Source organism: Lentiprolixibacter aurantiacus (assembly GCF_026241225.1).
GTDB classification, from domain to species: Bacteria; Bacteroidota; Bacteroidia; order Flavobacteriales; family Flavobacteriaceae; genus Lentiprolixibacter; species Lentiprolixibacter aurantiacus.
This window is the reverse complement of the sequence record NZ_JAPFQP010000002.1, coordinates 1-16,253: the sequence shown is the minus strand read 5'-3', so window position 1 is coordinate 16,253 and position 16,253 is coordinate 1. Positions and strand designations below refer to the sequence as shown.

Below are 16,253 nucleotides of genomic sequence, written 5' to 3'. Positions count from 1 at the left end.
TTATGCTAAAATTGGTCGTTTTTTGGCTGTTTTGTAGGAAATGTCCGATGAAATTGTCATCGGTTTACATTTTGTCCGTTGATCCATCGGACGTACTGCACTTTGTTGCGATTGTGCTGCGAAAGGGTCTCCGCAAACTTGTGGTACCCAAAGGATTCCACATCAGCTACAAAATATAAATACCTGTGTTTTTCTGCATTCAGAACCGCTTCAATAGCCGATATATCAGGCATTGCGATGGGTCCGGGGGGTACACCCGGGTACTTATAGGTATTGTAGGGAGAATCCAAAGCCAGGTCCCTGTATAGCACTCGTTTTATTACGGTATCGTAATTTCCACTTTCCTTTTTAATCGCATAGATTACCGTGGGGTCTGCCTGTAGCAGCATATTCCGCCTTAAACGGTTCAGGTAAACCCCAGCCACACGGGGGCGTTCCTCCACCTTACTGGTTTCCTTGTGCACAATGGACGCCAGGGCAACTATCTGCATAGGGCTTAGTCCGACCTCGCCGGCCTTTTTCTTTCGCTGGTCATTCCAGAACTTATCATACTCCTTAAACATCCGATCTCTGAATTCCTCTGCTCCTGTATTCCAGTAAAACTCATAGCTATTGGGAAGGTACATGCCCAGAGCTGCTTCAGGGTCAATTCCTTTTTCTTCAAGGAACACTTTGTCCTGCATAGCCTGTAGCAGGGAAAGGCTATCGGCCTCAATTTGTGAGGCAATCCTGCCGGCCAGTAATGGAAGTGTTTCCTGATTATTAAATGAGACCTTTACCGGAATATTGCCGATTCGCAGCGCATTCACAATCTCGTTGTTGTTCATTCCTTTGCCAATGCGATACTTCCCTGCCCTTATATTGCCGATGTACTGCTTGCGTTTGGCTACAGCCTCAAAGGCATCTACGTCTTCCAATAAAGGTTCCAGCGTTTCTCTGACCTGGGAAAAGTCAGCATCGGATGAAATATAGACAAAGGCCTCTTCATTCTTAAAACGGGTATTGGGAAGGAAAAAGGTATCGTAAACCATGTAGGCAAATATTCCACCCCCAATCAGCCCCAGAAAAGCGATAATAAGCAACAATCTCTTGATATACATCAGCGATTTAATTTTTGAAACAGCAATACGTTCCGGAAATCTTTTCCGTATCGGGTCCAGTCTTCCAAAAGTCCTGCTTTCTCGAATCCCAATTTTGTAAAAAGGTGTATACTTTGTGCATTCTGTTCTCCAATATGAGCATATAACTGTCTCATATTCAATGTATAAAAAGCATAATCAATTACAAGCTCCAGTGCCTCCCGGCCATAACCATGGTTCCGGCTCGCAGGATCTGAAACTACTAAACCCACACCAGCACGACTGTTTTTGGGGTCAAAGTCGAAAATGTCAATCAGTCCCAAAAGCTTATGGTTCAAATCACAAATACATAACCTTAGTTGTTTTACCTCAAATATATCCCTGTGGGCATTATCCAGGTACTGTTTTAATACATGACGGGAATAAGGCGCAGCAGTACCGCTGATCTCCCACAATTCAGGATTGTTTTCCAGTTCGTATAGAAAATCAAGATCACCGGGTTCAATTGCCCTCAGGTATATATGTTTTCCTTGAAGTTTCAAATCTCGATTATTCCTTCGTATACCCGGGAGACAGGACCTTTAAGCGTAATATCCGAATATCCCGCCTCTGTTAATTTAAATCCAACCTCGAGGATTCCACCCATGGTTTTCAGGGTAATAGTATCCTTCCTGGTTTTTCCGAGGTTGTGCATTCCAAGTGCAACGGCGGTAACCCCCGTGCCACAGGAAAGTGTTTCTGCCTCCACACCACGTTCATATGTTCTTACCGCGAAAGTAGAGTCACTGAGCTGTTGTACAAAATTGATATTGCTGCCAGATTCCCCATAAAGGCCATATCGCAGCTTCCTTCCTTCACCACGTACATCAAAGGCTTCTATATCTTCAACCAACTGAACATGGTGAGGTGATCCCGTGTCCAGGAATATGTATTGAGGTTTTTCCTTTATATCCGCAACATCCTGCATTTGGAGCTGCACATATCCCGGCTCCCATTGAGCGGTATGAAGGCCATCAACAGCCATAAAAGTGGTTGTGTCCGTGATGATTCCCAGGTGATGGGCAAAATCTACCATGCACCGTCCTCCATTACCACACATGCTGCCTTCCCGGCCATCGGCATTAAAATATACCATGCGAAAATCGGACGATTCGTCACCTTCAAGCAACATTAGCCCATCAGCCCCTATGCCAAATTTGCGGTCGCACAAACGCGCCACCAATTTGGTATCATTTTTGGGGAATGTAAGAGACCGGTTATCGATAAGAATAAAATCGTTACCCGTACCCTGATATTTGTAAAATGGTAATTTATTTGTTTCCATTACCCGGCAAAGATAGGACTTTATTTAAGGTATTCCCGGCAGTTAAAATGTCGTTAAATCAAAAAATACGCATGTAAAAAGTGCTAATTTTAAATATCAAAAATTGTAGTTAAGATCATGAAAAAAGTAGCAAGTTTATTATTGGTGGCTGTTGCAGGTGGAGCCATTTCACTAGGAGCTTATACGCTTTTTCTGGCACCTGAAAGGATTGAAATAGTTACGGAAAACCAGGAAATGCCTGTTTTTCAAACCAGTAATACACCGGTTTTCTCACCTGTGCCGGGTACTGAAGATTCCAATTTCATAACTGCAGCCGAAAAAACGGTGAACGCTGTGGTACACGTAAAGAACGTAACCGTATACCGTGGCCCTACTTCCTTTACGGAATATATCTTTGGTTACGAGCGGGAGCAAAAAGCACAAATTGGAACGGGCTCAGGTGTTATTATTTCACCTGATGGCTATATTGTTACCAATAACCATGTTATTGCTAGGGCCACGGAGATCAACGTTACGCTCAACAACAACAAAACCTACAATGCCGAAGTTGTGGGGACTGATCCCTCAAGTGATATAGCTTTAATAAAAATAGATGCTGAGGAAAAATTACCATACCTGGCCTTCGGTGATTCAGATAACGTGCGTGTTGGCGAATGGGTGCTGGCTGTAGGCAATCCGTTCAACCTGACATCCACCGTTACTGCCGGGATTGTAAGCGCCAAGGCAAGGGCCTTAGGCAGGAACAATCAGACCTTTTTGCAAACAGACGCTGCAGTAAACCCCGGAAATAGTGGTGGAGCACTGGTCAACACTAATGGAGACCTGATTGGAATCAACACGGCTATAACCTCCCAAACCGGATCCTATGTAGGCTATTCCTTCGCAGTGCCCAGCAATAATGCTAAAAAGGTGGTAGAAGACATTATGGAGTATGGCAATGTCCTCAAGGGAATTCTCGGGATCAATTCACCCCGCCTGGACACTCCATATGCCCGTCAAAATGGCTTCAATCAAATTGACGGCGTGTATGTAGATGGCGTTGAAGAGGATTCAGGTGCAGACGATGCAAATATTCAGCGAGGTGATATCATCCGTAAGGTAGATGATATCCGCGTCCGGCGATTTGCTGATCTCGTAGGTTATGTTTCTACCAAAAGGCCCGGTGACCAGGTGGAAGTTAGCATTGACCGGGATGGAGAAGAACTTATTATACCGGTTACACTCAAAGAGCGTCAGCGGCTGAATGTCCCCGTTCTGGGCCTCGAAGTGAAAAACCTCACAGAAGAGGAAAAAGAAAAATACAATGTTGAAAAGGGAGTTAAGATTACCGGGGTCCCCGAAGATTACAGGGAATACGACCTGCAGGACAAGGTAATTATTACTGTAAATGGAGAGGATGTAGGAAATATCCAAGATGCCAGAAACCTTTTTGGACAATTGTCCCGGTATAGAAAAAACAGTTTTACAGTTGTAGATAAAAATGGCGCAAGAGAACGAATTATCTTTCAATAATACTGTGTAAACCATCGTTATAAAAGCACCTGAATACAGGTGCTTTTTTTAATTCCAACATCATGGCGAAAACGTTTGAAAGAAGTACTTTTGCCTCATCTTAAATGCAGTCTAACCAATGCGAAGAATCAATTCTTACGAAAAAGAACTGGCCTTCCAGGCCGACCGCCGGAAGGCAACAACGGAGTTTATTAAAATTATTGGAGACCTCTGGTACGATCGGGCTATTGAGGTAGTGCTGTTTCGCAACCAGGTAATTGACAAGAGCGTTAGCGAGATCATCAACTTGCATGAATATGCAGGGGAATTTGTCCAAAAACCAATTTCCATCTTTGATTCGGTTGAGATCCTGAGAGCTATAAAGGATATTCTTTTACCTCCCTCCAAGTTAGACATTGGGAAGCTCACTTATGAGTACCATTCTGCGGGCCATCACGATTATCCGGATGTACGGGCATTTGTCCTCGATAAGTTAAAAGATGCGAAGAATTACAGGGAAATAAAGCCAAGGGATGTTGTTCTTTATGGTTTCGGGCGGATTGGGAGAATCCTTGCGCGGGAATTGCTTGCCAAGACTGGAAAAGGGAACCAGCTCCGTTTAAGGGCTGTGGTAACACGTGGGAAGCTTACGGAGGAGATACTGATGAAGCGTGCCAGTCTGCTGCATACGGATTCCGTACACGGACAGTTTACAGGCACTGTAGAAGCCAACTTTGAACAGAGAGCATTGATCATTAACGGAACTACAGTTCATATGATCAGCTCGGATCGTCCTGAGGATGTGGATTACACTCAGTACAACATCGACAACGCTCTGGTAATTGATAATACCGGAGCCTTTCGTGACAAGGCTGCGCTTTCTGCTCATTTAAAAGCTAAAGGGGCTTCACAAGTATTGTTAACGGCACCTGGGAAAGACATACCCAATATCGTACATGGGGTCAATCAGAACGAATTTGACCCGGACGAGGGATCTATCTTTTCGGCAGCATCATGTACAACCAATGCTATTACCCCTGTTTTAAAGGTAGTAGAAGATTCTTTGGGTATTAAGAAAGGCCACCTGGAAACCATACATGCCTATACCAATGATCAGAACCTGGTAGACAATATGCACGGGAAATACCGGAGAGGTCGGGCTGCAGCCCTGAACATGGTGATTACCGAAACCGGGGCCGGAAAAGCAGTCGCCAAGGCATTGCCTGCACTGGCAGGGAAACTTACCTCCAATGCCATACGGGTACCGGTTCCCAATGGCTCTCTGGCTATCTTGAACCTGGAAGTCCATACCAAAACCTCCAAGGAAAGCCTCAATACCATACTGAAAAAGTATGCCCTTGAGGGAGATCTTGTGGAGCAAATCAAATATTCTTTGAGCAATGAGCTGGTTTCCACAGACATTGTAGGAACCAATGCTCCAGCCATTTACGATAGTCATGCTACATTGGTTTCTGCAGACGGCAAGAATATCGTTTTGTATGTCTGGTATGACAATGAGTTTGGTTATGCCCACCAGGTAATACGGCTGGCAAAATACCTTGCCAAGGTCAGGCGATTCACTTATTACTAGATGGCTTCGCGTATCCGGACCCGAAGTGCGGGCTTTTATAAACCTGATATTTAGTTAGGAGGGGTTTTTTAATTAATAATATTGAAGTACTTTTGAAGCTCCCATAACTCATGTCACTAACCTAATGACCAGTACAATGAACAAATTCAGAATCATACTGTTGGCCCTGGGATTATTGTTTTGCAATATGCAATTTGCTCAGGATGCAGCACAGAATGATGAGCCATCTCTTGACAAAGGCACCATAGACAGCCAGTTCGAATTCGTATATAAAAAATCAGGAAATTATCGTGCCGATGGAAAACGATACGAAGTAGTACGTACACTGAACCTGGATAAGCTTCGGCAAAATGTAAGGGATACCATAAACGCCTTTAACAAGAACAAAGCAGAATTAAAGGCTACTATTTCGGGCAACGAAGCAACTATTGCGTCACTGAATGATAAACTTGAGCAGACTACCGGAAACCTGAACCGGGTAACCGAAGAAAAAGACAGCATGTCATTTTTTGGTATGCTGGTTTCCAAAAGCAGTTATAACCTGATTATGTGGACGGTTATAATTGTACTGTTTCTGATGTTACTGCTCTTTATTTATCGCTACAGGAATAGCAACTACCTTACTCAGGAAGCCAAAGTACGCCTTGCAGAGCTGGAGCAGGAATACGAAGATCACCGTCGCAGAGCACTTGAAAGGGAACAACGTATCAGTCGCCAGTTACAGGACGAGATCCTGAAATACAAAAAATCCAAGTAGGCGAGCTGTTGGGGATTGATATTCCTGTCCAAGAATCCAGATCCCATGCGAATAGATATTATAACTGTACTTCCCGAATTACTCAAAAGCCCGTTTGAAGCCTCCATTCTCAAGCGTGCCCAGGATAAAGGGCTGGTATCTGTACACCTACATAACCTAAGGGATTACACAGACGATTCCTACCGGCAGGTAGACGATTACCAGTTTGGCGGTGGGGCTGGGATGGTGCTTATGATCGAACCAATTGACCGATGTATTTCCAGGCTGAAGGCAGAACGGGATTACGATGAGGTTATCTATATGACCCCTGATGGGACAACCCTCGACCAGAAAATGGCCAACAGTCTGTCCCTGCTCGATAATATCATTATTCTGTGCGGGCACTACAAAGGAGTAGACCAGCGGGTGCGCGATACCTTAATTACCAGAGAAATATCAATTGGTGATTATGTGCTATCCGGTGGTGAATTAGGGGCAGCCGTACTCGCTGATACTATTATCCGCCTGCTTCCCGGGGTATTGAATGATGAGACCTCGGCCCTTACCGATACATTTCAGGACAATTTGCTTGCACCTCCGGTATACACTCGGCCCAGGGCATACAAAGGCCTTGAAGTCCCCCCTATCCTGCTGAGCGGCAACCTCCCTGAAATTGAAAAGTGGCGGGAAGAACAGGCTTTGGATCGAACCCGGGAAAAGAGACCGGACCTCCTTAAATAACAGGGATAAGGCATGATTAAAATTTTGTCAAATTCCCTTGCCGGTTTTAATTTATCAACTATTTTTGCAATCTATTAAAATCAACCGCTGACGATAGCCGTGAATGTTGGTTTTGATTAACCATTTAAAATTTACAAAATGGAATCATTGATTAAGTACGTAGAAGACGAATTTGTAGCAAAGAAGGATTTTCCTGAATTTTCTGCAGGAGACACCATTACCGTCTACTACGAGATCAAGGAAGGTGAAAAAACAAGAACCCAGTTTTTCCGTGGAGTAGTTATTCAGCGAAGAGGATCTGGTGCTACCGAAACCTTTACAATCCGTAAAATGTCCGGCACCGTTGGTGTAGAACGAATTTTCCCGGTAAACATGCCGGCTTTACAGAAAATTGAGGTCAACAAGCGAGGAAAAGTAAGAAGGGCACGTATCTTCTATTTCCGCGGACTAACCGGAAAGAAGGCCCGAATCAAAGAGATTCGTTCCTAAGAAACGAGATAATTAATAAAAAACCCCGGGTAATCCCGGGGTTTTTTTATTTGTAAAATTCCAAAATCGTTTTAATGTTCCTCAGCATATTGTGCCTCAAATTCCATAATGGTCTTATTAATGATGCCTATGCACTCATATAACTGCTCTTCAGTCATGACCAGAGGCGGTGCAAAACGAATAATATTGCCATGAGTAGGTTTGGCCAGTAGTCCATTTTCCTTGAGTGCCATGCAAATTTCCCAGGCAGTTGAGCTGTCTTCCGTATCATTGATAACAATTGCGTTGAGCAGACCCTTTCCCCTCACCAACTTTACCCATTGGGATTTTTGAATCAGCTTATTCATTTCTTTACGGAAAATGTTACCCAGAAAATCCGCTCTTTCGGCCAGATTTTCCTCCCGGACCACTTCCAGAGCGGCCATAGCCACTGCACAGGCAAGCGGATTGCCTCCAAAGGTGGAGCCGTGGTTGCCGGGACGGATCACATCCATTATCTCCTTATTGGCCAGAACCGCAGATACCGGGAATGCACCCCCGGACAGCGCTTTTCCCAAAATCAGGATATCTGGCTTCACTTCGGGTTCCCCACTGCACAGCTTATCTGCACAACTGCAATTACCACAACTGGCCAGCAGCCTTCCGGTACGTGCAATACCAGTCTGTACTTCATCAGAGATAAAAAGGACATTGCGCTCCTTGCACATTAAATAGGCTTCCCGCAAATAGTCATCGTCAGGAACATAAACCCCGGCTTCCCCCTGAATGGGTTCTACCAGAAAAGCAGCAACATTATCATCTTCCAGTGCTTCGCGCAACGCATAGAGATCATTATAGCGTATCGAGTGGATTCCGGGAGTAAAAGGCCCAAAATTTTCTGTTGCAATTGGGTCGTTTGATGCAGAAATTATGGTGATAGTGCGACCGTGGAAATTATTCTGGCAAACGATAACCTTGGCCTGATTGGCATGGATACCTTTTTTTTCATATCCCCATTTCCGCGCCAGCTTTATGGCGGTCTCAACTGCTTCAGCACCCGTATTCATTGGCAGTACCTTGTCGAACCCAAAGAACTCTGACAAATATTTTTCATATTGCCCCAGCATCTCATTGTAAAAAGCTCTTGATGTAAGTGTGAGGCGTTCGGCCTGGTCTTTCAGGGCGGCTATGATCTTGGGGTGACAATGGCCTTGATTTACAGCGGAATAGGCCGAAAGGAAATCATAATATTTTTTCCCTTCCACATCCCAGACATATACCCCTTCTCCCCGGGTAAGAACCACTGGTAAGGGGTGATAGTTCTGAGCCCCGTATTTCTCTTCCATTGCGATTGCATCATGTGAAGTAAACTTCTGCTTTTCTGACATGATAAAAAATTAAACGTAAAACTTTAGCAATTCCTTCTTGAGGAGAGAAATCATCCATTGTAGCTATGTAAAATTACAAATATTTACGGGCATTATAAAACCTGTGAAAGCAAACAGAGTGGGTTAATCTGCTTAAAAATAGGAGCAATATTCCTAAAAAAGATTTTACTTTTGATACATGCGAAAAAGGAAAAAGCGCCTGGTCTTTGAAGACGTTGAAGTAACTGCTGCAGGTGCTAAAGGCAAAGCCATTGGAAAGGCCCCTGACGGGCGTGTCTTGTTTATCTCCAACGCTGTGCCCGGTGACGTGGCAACGGTGCAGACCACAAAAAGGCGTAAGGCCTATTACGAAGCGACTGCTATAGCATTCAAAAAGCTTTCGGACAAGAGAACAACTCCCAAGTGCCAGCATTTTGGGGTCTGTGGAGGCTGTAAGTGGCAGCACATGAGTTACGAACACCAATTGCACTATAAGCAGGAAGAGGTGGTTAACAATCTCAGTAGAATTGGCAAAGTAGCCCTCCCCCCTATTAGCCCGATTATAGGTTCGGCAAAAGAATACTTTTACAGGAATAAAATGGAGTTTTCCTTTTCAAACAGCAGGTGGCTGACCGAAGAGGAAATTGCTTCTGATACAAATATCGAGGACAGGAACGCTCTGGGTTTTCACATACCAGGAATGTGGGACAAGGTCCTGGATATAAAACAATGCTATCTGCAGCAAGAACCTTCAAATGCGATACGCCTGGCGGTTAAGTCCTTTGCGGTCAAAAATCAGATGCCTTTTTTCAACCCCAGGAAACAAGATGGCCTCCTAAGAACCTTGATGATCCGGACTACCTCCATTGGAGAGGTCATGGTGCTTGTACAGTTTTTCAGGGAAGATCCTGAAAACCGCAGAAAATTGCTGGATCATATCCTCGAGTCCTTTCCGGATATAACTTCTTTGCTATATGTGGTGAATTCCAAGGCCAATGACACCTTATATGACCAGGAAATAATCTGCTATGCAGGCAGGGATCATATCTTCGAACAAATGAGGGACCTTCGGTTTAAGATCACAGCAAAATCATTCTATCAGACCAATTCCGAACAGGCCTATCGGTTGTATCAGGTTGTTGAAGAGTTTGCCAACCTCAAGGGCGATGAATTGGTATACGATCTCTATACCGGCACTGGTACGATTGCACAGTTTATAGCGGCCAAGGCCAAAAATGTGATCGGCATTGAGACCGTGCCAGAAGCCATTACAGCCGCAAAGTCTAATGCAGCGTTAAACAAAATTGAAAATGCAGAATTCTACACGGGCGACCTAAAAGATTTCCTAACGGATAGCTTTATAGAGGAGAAGGGAAAACCACAGCTCATTATCACAGATCCTCCGAGGGAGGGGATGCATAAAAATGTTGTGGAGCAAATCCTTAAAGCAGCACCGGAACGCATTGTATATGTTAGCTGCAATAGCGCAACCCAGGCGAGGGATATTGCCCTTATGGACAGCGATTATGAGGTAATTAGGGTTCAGCCTGTGGACATGTTTCCTCAGACCCATCACGTGGAAAATGTTGTACTTTTGGAAAAACGTCAAAAACAGGGATGAAAAAAAACCTATTCCTCTTTATCATCATACTCGGAACTTTCCTGATAAATGCATGTGAAAAAGATGATATCTGCGTTGATGGGGACACGCCGCTCCTTGTTTTAAGGTTTTATGATGCCGAGGACACCGCTGCTTTAAAAAGTGTATCTAATTTGAGAATACTGGGAGCAGGACAGGAAAGCCCTGTTAACACTTTCGCAGACCGTGCTACAGTCGATTCTGTCGCCATTCCCCTTCGGGCGGATCAATCTACTACCCAGTTTTATATTATCCTGGATTCCAGTGATGAAAATGACTTGGAAACGGGTAACATTGACACCCTTGATTTTGCTTATACGGTAGAAGAAATTTTTGTTTCCAGGGCTTGTGGCTTTATAGCCAATTATAATGACCTTACACCTCAGTTAACTACTGGCCCGGAAAACTGGATCCAAAGTATAGAAGTGGTAGACACCACTGTAACCAATCAGTTTAGTGCACATGTTAAGATATTTCACTAAGCTTTTTATCGTAATAGGAGGCGTGGCGATAAGCTGGTCTCAGGATTCCGGGGAAACACTGGAACGCGACCTGAGGGATACCCGTGAGCAATACGGGATACGCTTGGGAGTTGATCTTAGCAGGCCTTTGCGGTCCTTCCTGAACGAGGATTATACAGGACTGGAACTTATTGGCGACTTAAGGATAACGCAAAAACTGTATTTGGCTGCAGAGTTGGGTAACGAAGATTTTACCCAGACAGAAGAGCTTGGCAATGACCTGGAAGCCCCCGTTGCAGAAATTTACAACTATACAACAAGCGGCAGTTATATCAAATTGGGAGTGGAGTACAATACCTATGAAAACTGGTATGGCATGAACAATACCATATTCATAGGAGGCAGATATGCATTCAGCACTTTTTCTCAAACCCTTAATGAGAATGGGATATTCGACAGTAACCGCTACTGGTTCCCCGATGGTTTGTCTCCAGGATCAACAGCCCCTCAAGAGTACAGCGGACTTAATGCATCGTGGCTGGAATTCCTTTTTGGAGTAAAGGCTGAATTGTTTGCCAATATTTATTTGGGTGCCAGTGTCCGACTGGGATATCTTATAAGCAACAAGGAGGCTGATAATTTCCCTAATTTATGGATTCCTGGTTTTAACAAAGTTACCGATGGAAGTAATTTTGGGGTAGGGTTTAATTATTCCATTTCCTACTTCCTTCCTATCATTAAAAAGAGGAAGAAGCCTTCAGATCCCGATGAGTAAGGTGTTATTATAGTTGATGTACTTTCTTGCTAAAGATCCACTTCATCATCAACTTCTCCCCGCTAATTGTTTTTATCGCCGCAAATTTTGGTGACAGGATACTGGCAGCGATTGCGGAAGCCAGGGCCATCAGGAGTCGGTTAGCCTGCCAGAAGTACCCGAGGGTAAATCGGATGACAAGAAAGATAATAGCGAAGGCCATAAAATTGAACAACAATGCTTTGTACTTAGGTCTCATGTCTGAGTATTCTGATATTTAGATCTACGACTACCCTCATAGATTTCATATTTGACGAGTCGTGCCTCAAGTCGTCCATTATACACTTTGATTTTTTTAGAGGTTCTTAAACCCACGTGCTTTAGGGCGTCCATATTTGCAGTAATCATCCAGGCCTGAGTATTGGGATAGCCTTGCTTTAGTGTATCTCCAATTTGTTTATAGAATTTCTCCATTTCCACATTCAATCGTTCCCCATACGGAGGATTAAATACCATATGCAGGGGGCCTTCGGTGTGTTTTATCGACTTAAAAAAATCCTGACGCTCTACAGTAATGTATTCCTCCAATTTAGACTGCTCTATATTAATCCTGGCTTTACTAACTGCGGAAGGAGCTTTGTCGTATCCTTCAATTTTATAATGGAATTCCCGCGTCCTGTTTAAGCTGGCTTCGACAATCTTTTGAAAAAGGGCTTCATCATAATCCTTCCAGCGCTGAAATCCAAAATGCTTGCGGTTTATGTTCGCCGGGATATTACAGGCAATCATAGCGGCTTCTACCAGGAATGTTCCACTACCGCACATAGGATCCAGAAAATTAGCACGCCCGTCCCATCCGCTCATAAGCAGCAAACCTGCAGCCAGCACTTCATTTATGGGAGCAATATTGGTTGCGGTCCTGTATCCCCGGTGATGCAGGGAACTTCCTGAACTGTCCAGTGAAAGGTGACATTGCTGGTGTTGGATATGAATATGAATCCTGAGATCCGGGTTTTGGGTATCTACGTCGGGGCGTTTATCGAAAAGGTTTCTGAATCGATCGGCAATAGCATCTTTTGCTTTCTGGGATACATAGAGAGAATGGGTAAAAGTTTCGGATTTCAGAACCGAATCTATCGCCAGGCTCTGATCAGGTCCGAGATACCTTTCCCATGGAATCTCTTTGATACGCCGGTACAGATCATTTTCATTCCGCACCGGAAAAGAGGAAATGGGCTTCAATATGCGCAAGGCAGTCCTCAGGCATAGGTTGGCTTTATACATAAAGCCTGAATCACCTTCAAAGGTGACAATACGTAAACCTTCCTCTACGTTTCCAGCACCCAGTTGCCTCAGCTCCCTGGCCAGAATAGGTTCAAACCCGTAGAAACACTTTGCCAACATTTTGAAATTCTGCTCCATAGGAAACTATCTAGATACCGGCAAAAATACACTAATTTTGGGGTAACGGACCTCTGGTCTTTCTAACGAGATTTCCATGATCTACTGGCTACCTGTAATAACTGTTCTTTCTGGTTATTTTCTGGTTTTAGGGTTACGTCCTAAAAAAAACCCGGGTATTACACTATTGCTGGCCTTCAGTGGTTCCTTTCTGTTGGCTACCACCCTTTTTGAACTTCTGCCCTCGATCTATTTGAATAGTAATGCCAAAGAGGCTGGACTATACATTATGCTGGGCATTGTGCTCCAAATATTCCTGGAATTCTTTTCCAAAGGGGCAGAACACGGTCATATGCACCTGGATATAGAAAAAACCGTATTCCCCTGGCTCTTGCTTCTTAGCCTCTGTGTACATGCCTTCCTAGAAGGAGTACCGATATCAGAAAACCAGCCCATTTTATACGCCATCCTGGTACATAAATTGCCCGTTGCCATTATTCTCAGTATATTCCTTATCAATTCGCGCCTGCACGCCTGGCAGGGAGCACTTTTTATGATATTTTTTGCCCTCATGACCCCCCTGGGCAGTTACGTGGCTCAGTCAAGTCCTTCAATAGAAAGGTTTTATGTGCCTCTTACTGCCATCGTCATTGGCGTATTCCTGCATATTTCAACAGTGATCTTATTTGAGAGCAGTAAGGGCCACAGCTTTAATCTCCGTAAATTAATAGTAATACTATTGGGTCTGCTGATAGCCTATCTCATTTTCTAAAATCAAATAACTTCCAGATAAATATAAAACCAGTGACTAATGGCTCCTCCCAGAACAAAGAAATGCCAAATAAGGTGGTTGTAAGGAATACGTTGAAAGGCATAAAAGAAAATACCCAAAGTATAAAAAGCCCCGCCGGCAAATAACAAGCCAAGACCAAAGGAAGAAGTGAGCGATATCAGGTTTTGGATATCAAAGATGATCATCCAGCCCATTAGCAAATACAAGAAAAGAGAAAAGTACTCCCATTTTCCTGTAAAAAACAACTTCAAGATAGTGCCTCCCAGAGCAATTGCCCATACTGCAAAAAAGATAGTCCATCCATTTCCAGAACCAAGGGTGATCAGGGCTACCGGAGTATAGGTACCTGCGATCAGATAGTAAATACTAATGTGGTCAAGAATGCGCCATTTACGCTTTTTCCTGGGGTCGGCAACCGCGTGATAGGTGGTTGATGCGGCAAAAAGCAGAATTATGGAAATACTGTACACCCAAACGGAAAAACGTTCCCAGAACTGACCATCAGTGGTTTCCCGTACCATGAGGTAACATCCAATAAGACCCAGTAAAACACCCAGGCCATGGCTTCCGGTATTCCAGTACTCCTCCTCTTTATAGTTCATAAGGTTTCTTTCGGAGAATTTCCACAAAGTTAATGAACCCATAGGTAGGATATAGATTGATCCTATAATGAATATCTGATAAGCTTTAAGGATCTTTTCATTCGAAATATTTAACTCTGAATGTTTTCTGCTCTGGTAAAGATTAAATTGGATTGTGGGGAGGAGGTGCATTGCACCCCATTTTAAACAAGGATTTCGCTAAAAATTCCTGAGGAAACCTATTCTCTGTAATACCAAAAAGGAATGCGAATTATGGAGCGGTTGTATACACTATCCAGACTGTGGTCCTTTCGAAGAATCCGAAGTGTGTGCTTCCCGTCGCCTATTGCCTTCATATCCAGGAAAGTTTCAAAGCCCATTTGCTTGTTCGAAATTTCCGTTATTATAAATTGGGGTTTAAAGGCAATAGAATCAATTTCAAGGGTATACATATCCTCAATAGTTTCTAGATAGTTCCTTAAATATTTATTCCGTAGTGAATAAGGCACCACCCCTTCTGAAAATATCGAATATATTCCTCTACGATCTTCTTCAGGTTTAAGTTCTTTATTAAAGAAGAAAACATCATCCTCCACTGATTTTGCATACTCAACAAAAACCTGCAGGTAAGGGTCTGTAATTATCTTTGATGGTATGGCAGCCCGGTCTACAAAAAGATTTTGTTCCTCAACTGTATCCAGGTAGTTTTTATTATTTGCGATATAGGAATTCGAGGTCATGTCACTTTCCAGGTAATTGGAAGTGCTGAATCCCGTGGCTGAAAGGATAAATAATCCCAGGTATAAGGGGACAATAACTAAGCTAAGTCGTTTACCAAACTTTGTATCCAGGAAGTTGTAAACCATGGGCCTATAGAGAAAAGATAGCGTTAGGTATTTAAAAACCCAGTATATGGGATAATAAAACCGGCTGATCCATTTTTTCTTTTTAAGCCAGCCCTGTGTGGCAAAGTCAATAAATGTCAGGATGGTACCAATTGCCAGAAAAATAATTGTAGGGATAAGTACATATAGGCGCACCCAATTTGGTGTTTCGTCTTTATCTATGCTAAGTCCCATTAAGGTGAATACAAATACAATGATCAAGAGGCCCAAAAGATAAAAAACAAGCAAAAAGGTAATTGCAAATATGATGCTGCAATACTTTTCCAGATTGGCTACGTAATTATCAAAAGATCCTACTCTTTTGTTGAGGTGGCGTGCAAACTTGGGACTGTAATTTAATTTCTCATAGTCAATTTCTCCGGAAACATAACGAAGTCCGATAGCTCCTATCCATAATCCCCTGAGTACAACATGTGCAATAAGATTTATGGTAATAATATACCAGGAAATATTCAATCCCTGCATAAGGAGCACACGATACATATTGCTGTTATTCTCAGCTTCCTGTGCAGCCAATTCAATAGGATCTATCATCATGAAAAGGCCATAGATAGCAAATCCGGAAATGATTAGCTCTAATTGCCAGCTTTCCTGTTGGAGGATATCCAGCCATTTTTTAAACTTCTGGTCCTGGGGGTTATTGCTCATCTCAGTCTGGTTGTTGGTTATAAATATAGTTGAAAAAGCAAGACAATAGAATGGGTACAATAATCACCCATATATTGGTAAACTCTGTTTGTGCTGGCAAAAAGCAGTCCAAGGGTTTATCTTGAGTTTGTGGGGAGGAGGCGCATAGCGCCCCCTCGGAGGGCTTTAGTGGCTTGTCTTGTGGAGTGTTCCCCTATACAGGCTCTAATCAGGGAGGTTGGTATGGTGGTGGATAGGGGGCAATAAAAAATCCCGACCATTTTCATGATCGGGA

Annotated in this window: 17 protein-coding genes; 9 read left to right on the top strand and 8 right to left on the bottom strand. The window is 43.5% G+C overall.

All coding sequences use genetic code 11. The features are described 5' to 3' along the window. Positions 1-56: 56 nt before the first annotated feature. Genes mltG through dapF form a run of 3 tightly spaced genes read right to left on the bottom strand, consistent with a single transcriptional unit; the run spans position 57 to position 2,403 of the window. Positions 57-1,100 (bottom strand): endolytic transglycosylase MltG, encoded by a 1,044-nt coding sequence (gene mltG / locus OO016_RS07085; protein WP_266011996.1) that lies wholly within the window; start codon positions 1,098-1,100, stop codon positions 57-59. Next, on the bottom strand, positions 1,100-1,621 hold the full coding sequence (locus tag OO016_RS07080) for a GNAT family N-acetyltransferase (protein ID WP_266011995.1): 522 nt from the start codon (positions 1,619-1,621) through the stop codon (positions 1,100-1,102). Before OO016_RS07080 ends, mltG begins: the two co-directional genes overlap by 1 nt. After that, on the bottom strand, positions 1,618-2,403 hold the full coding sequence (dapF, locus tag OO016_RS07075) for a diaminopimelate epimerase (protein WP_266011994.1): 786 nt from the start codon (positions 2,401-2,403) through the stop codon (positions 1,618-1,620). The genes OO016_RS07080 and dapF overlap by 4 nt, the downstream gene beginning before the upstream one ends. A 117-nt stretch (positions 2,404-2,520) precedes the next feature. Here dapF and OO016_RS07070 point away from each other — a divergent pair, with 117 nt between their 5' ends. The 5 genes from OO016_RS07070 (at position 2,521) to rplS (ending at position 7,451) form a co-directional block, all read left to right on the top strand. Further along, positions 2,521-3,915 carry a trypsin-like peptidase domain-containing protein gene (locus tag OO016_RS07070; protein ID WP_266011993.1) on the top strand — a complete coding sequence of 465 codons (1,395 nt, stop codon included), beginning with the start codon at positions 2,521-2,523 and terminating at the stop codon, positions 3,913-3,915. A gap of 118 nt (positions 3,916-4,033) precedes the next feature. Continuing rightward, positions 4,034-5,485, top strand: coding sequence for a glyceraldehyde-3-phosphate dehydrogenase (locus OO016_RS07065; RefSeq protein WP_266011992.1), 1,452 nt, complete (start codon positions 4,034-4,036; stop codon positions 5,483-5,485). Positions 5,486-5,621: 136 nt separating this feature from the next. Continuing rightward, positions 5,622-6,242 carry a sensor histidine kinase gene (locus OO016_RS07060; protein WP_266011991.1) on the top strand — a complete coding sequence of 207 codons (621 nt, stop codon included), beginning with the start codon at positions 5,622-5,624 and terminating at the stop codon, positions 6,240-6,242. Between the two features lie 45 nt (positions 6,243-6,287). Further along, positions 6,288-6,962 (top strand): tRNA (guanosine(37)-N1)-methyltransferase TrmD, encoded by a 675-nt coding sequence (gene trmD / locus OO016_RS07055; RefSeq protein WP_266011990.1) that lies wholly within the window; start codon positions 6,288-6,290, stop codon positions 6,960-6,962. Positions 6,963-7,100: 138 nt separating this feature from the next. After that, a complete protein-coding gene (gene rplS / locus OO016_RS07050; RefSeq protein WP_266011989.1) occupies positions 7,101-7,451 on the top strand; it encodes a 50S ribosomal protein L19 in 351 nt (116 codons plus the stop codon). A 71-nt stretch (positions 7,452-7,522) separates the two neighbouring features. Here rplS and rocD read toward each other — a convergent pair whose 3' ends face one another. After that, the gene (gene rocD, locus OO016_RS07045) at positions 7,523-8,818 is read right to left on the bottom strand and encodes an ornithine--oxo-acid transaminase (protein WP_266011988.1); all 1,296 of its coding nucleotides are present in this window, start codon (positions 8,816-8,818) and stop codon (positions 7,523-7,525) included. A gap of 178 nt (positions 8,819-8,996) precedes the next feature. On the opposite strand from rocD, the gene rlmD reads away from it, so the two are divergent. The 3 genes from rlmD to OO016_RS07030 are packed head-to-tail and all read left to right on the top strand — an operon-like array spanning position 8,997 to position 11,672. Beyond that, entirely contained in the window at positions 8,997-10,418 is a 1,422-nt protein-coding gene (gene rlmD, locus OO016_RS07040; protein WP_266011987.1) for a 23S rRNA (uracil(1939)-C(5))-methyltransferase RlmD, read from the top strand. After that, complete coding sequence (locus tag OO016_RS07035; RefSeq protein WP_266011986.1) at positions 10,415-10,918, top strand: DUF6452 family protein; 504 nt, start codon at positions 10,415-10,417, stop codon at positions 10,916-10,918. Before rlmD ends, OO016_RS07035 begins: the two co-directional genes overlap by 4 nt. Beyond that, positions 10,899-11,672, top strand: a complete 774-nt coding sequence (locus OO016_RS07030; protein WP_266011985.1) for a DUF6048 family protein — start codon at positions 10,899-10,901, stop codon at positions 11,670-11,672. Before OO016_RS07035 ends, OO016_RS07030 begins: the two co-directional genes overlap by 20 nt. Before the next feature lie 7 nt (positions 11,673-11,679). Here OO016_RS07030 and OO016_RS07025 read toward each other — a convergent pair whose 3' ends face one another. Then, positions 11,680-11,910, bottom strand: coding sequence for a hypothetical protein (locus OO016_RS07025; protein ID WP_266011984.1), 231 nt, complete (start codon positions 11,908-11,910; stop codon positions 11,680-11,682). Further along, positions 11,907-13,073 carry a THUMP domain-containing class I SAM-dependent RNA methyltransferase gene (locus OO016_RS07020; protein WP_266011983.1) on the bottom strand — a complete coding sequence of 389 codons (1,167 nt, stop codon included), beginning with the start codon at positions 13,071-13,073 and terminating at the stop codon, positions 11,907-11,909. Before OO016_RS07020 ends, OO016_RS07025 begins: the two co-directional genes overlap by 4 nt. A gap of 76 nt (positions 13,074-13,149) precedes the next feature. Here OO016_RS07020 and OO016_RS07015 point away from each other — a divergent pair, with 76 nt between their 5' ends. Further along, a complete protein-coding gene (locus OO016_RS07015; protein ID WP_266011982.1) occupies positions 13,150-13,824 on the top strand; it encodes a ZIP family metal transporter in 675 nt (224 codons plus the stop codon). Positions 13,825-13,826: 2 nt separating this feature from the next. On the opposite strand, the gene trhA is transcribed toward OO016_RS07015, so the two are convergent. Beyond that, positions 13,827-14,447 carry a PAQR family membrane homeostasis protein TrhA gene (gene trhA / locus OO016_RS07010; RefSeq protein WP_266011981.1) on the bottom strand — a complete coding sequence of 207 codons (621 nt, stop codon included), beginning with the start codon at positions 14,445-14,447 and terminating at the stop codon, positions 13,827-13,829. Positions 14,448-14,665: 218 nt separating this feature from the next. After that, positions 14,666-15,979 carry a hypothetical protein gene (locus OO016_RS07005; RefSeq protein WP_266011980.1) on the bottom strand — a complete coding sequence of 438 codons (1,314 nt, stop codon included), beginning with the start codon at positions 15,977-15,979 and terminating at the stop codon, positions 14,666-14,668. Between the last annotated feature and the right edge of the window lie 274 nt (positions 15,980-16,253).

Excerpts from the sequence above, each read along its gene's own strand:
- OO016_RS07015 (WP_266011982.1), top strand. The coding sequence starts at position 13,150 with ATGATCTACTGGCTACCTGTAATAACTGTTCTTTCTGGTTATTTTCTG.
- OO016_RS07005 (WP_266011980.1), bottom strand. The coding sequence starts at position 15,979 with ATGAGCAATAACCCCCAGGACCAGAAGTTTAAAAAATGGCTGGATATC.
- OO016_RS07020 (WP_266011983.1), bottom strand. The coding sequence starts at position 13,073 with ATGGAGCAGAATTTCAAAATGTTGGCAAAGTGTTTCTACGGGTTTGAA.
- OO016_RS07025 (WP_266011984.1), bottom strand. The coding sequence starts at position 11,910 with ATGAGACCTAAGTACAAAGCATTGTTGTTCAATTTTATGGCCTTCGCT.
- OO016_RS07070 (WP_266011993.1), top strand. The coding sequence starts at position 2,521 with ATGAAAAAAGTAGCAAGTTTATTATTGGTGGCTGTTGCAGGTGGAGCC.
- OO016_RS07060 (WP_266011991.1), top strand. The coding sequence starts at position 5,622 with ATGAACAAATTCAGAATCATACTGTTGGCCCTGGGATTATTGTTTTGC.
- trmD (WP_266011990.1), top strand. The coding sequence starts at position 6,288 with ATGCGAATAGATATTATAACTGTACTTCCCGAATTACTCAAAAGCCCG.
- OO016_RS07065 (WP_266011992.1), top strand. The coding sequence starts at position 4,034 with ATGCGAAGAATCAATTCTTACGAAAAAGAACTGGCCTTCCAGGCCGAC.
- rlmD (WP_266011987.1), top strand. The coding sequence starts at position 8,997 with ATGCGAAAAAGGAAAAAGCGCCTGGTCTTTGAAGACGTTGAAGTAACT.
- dapF (WP_266011994.1), bottom strand. The coding sequence starts at position 2,403 with ATGGAAACAAATAAATTACCATTTTACAAATATCAGGGTACGGGTAAC.
- mltG (WP_266011996.1), bottom strand. The coding sequence starts at position 1,100 with ATGTATATCAAGAGATTGTTGCTTATTATCGCTTTTCTGGGGCTGATT.
- OO016_RS07035 (WP_266011986.1), top strand. The coding sequence starts at position 10,415 with ATGAAAAAAAACCTATTCCTCTTTATCATCATACTCGGAACTTTCCTG.
- OO016_RS07030 (WP_266011985.1), top strand. The coding sequence starts at position 10,899 with ATGTTAAGATATTTCACTAAGCTTTTTATCGTAATAGGAGGCGTGGCG.
- rplS (WP_266011989.1), top strand. The coding sequence starts at position 7,101 with ATGGAATCATTGATTAAGTACGTAGAAGACGAATTTGTAGCAAAGAAG.
- trhA (WP_266011981.1), bottom strand. The coding sequence starts at position 14,447 with ATGAACTATAAAGAGGAGGAGTACTGGAATACCGGAAGCCATGGCCTG.
- rocD (WP_266011988.1), bottom strand. The coding sequence starts at position 8,818 with ATGTCAGAAAAGCAGAAGTTTACTTCACATGATGCAATCGCAATGGAA.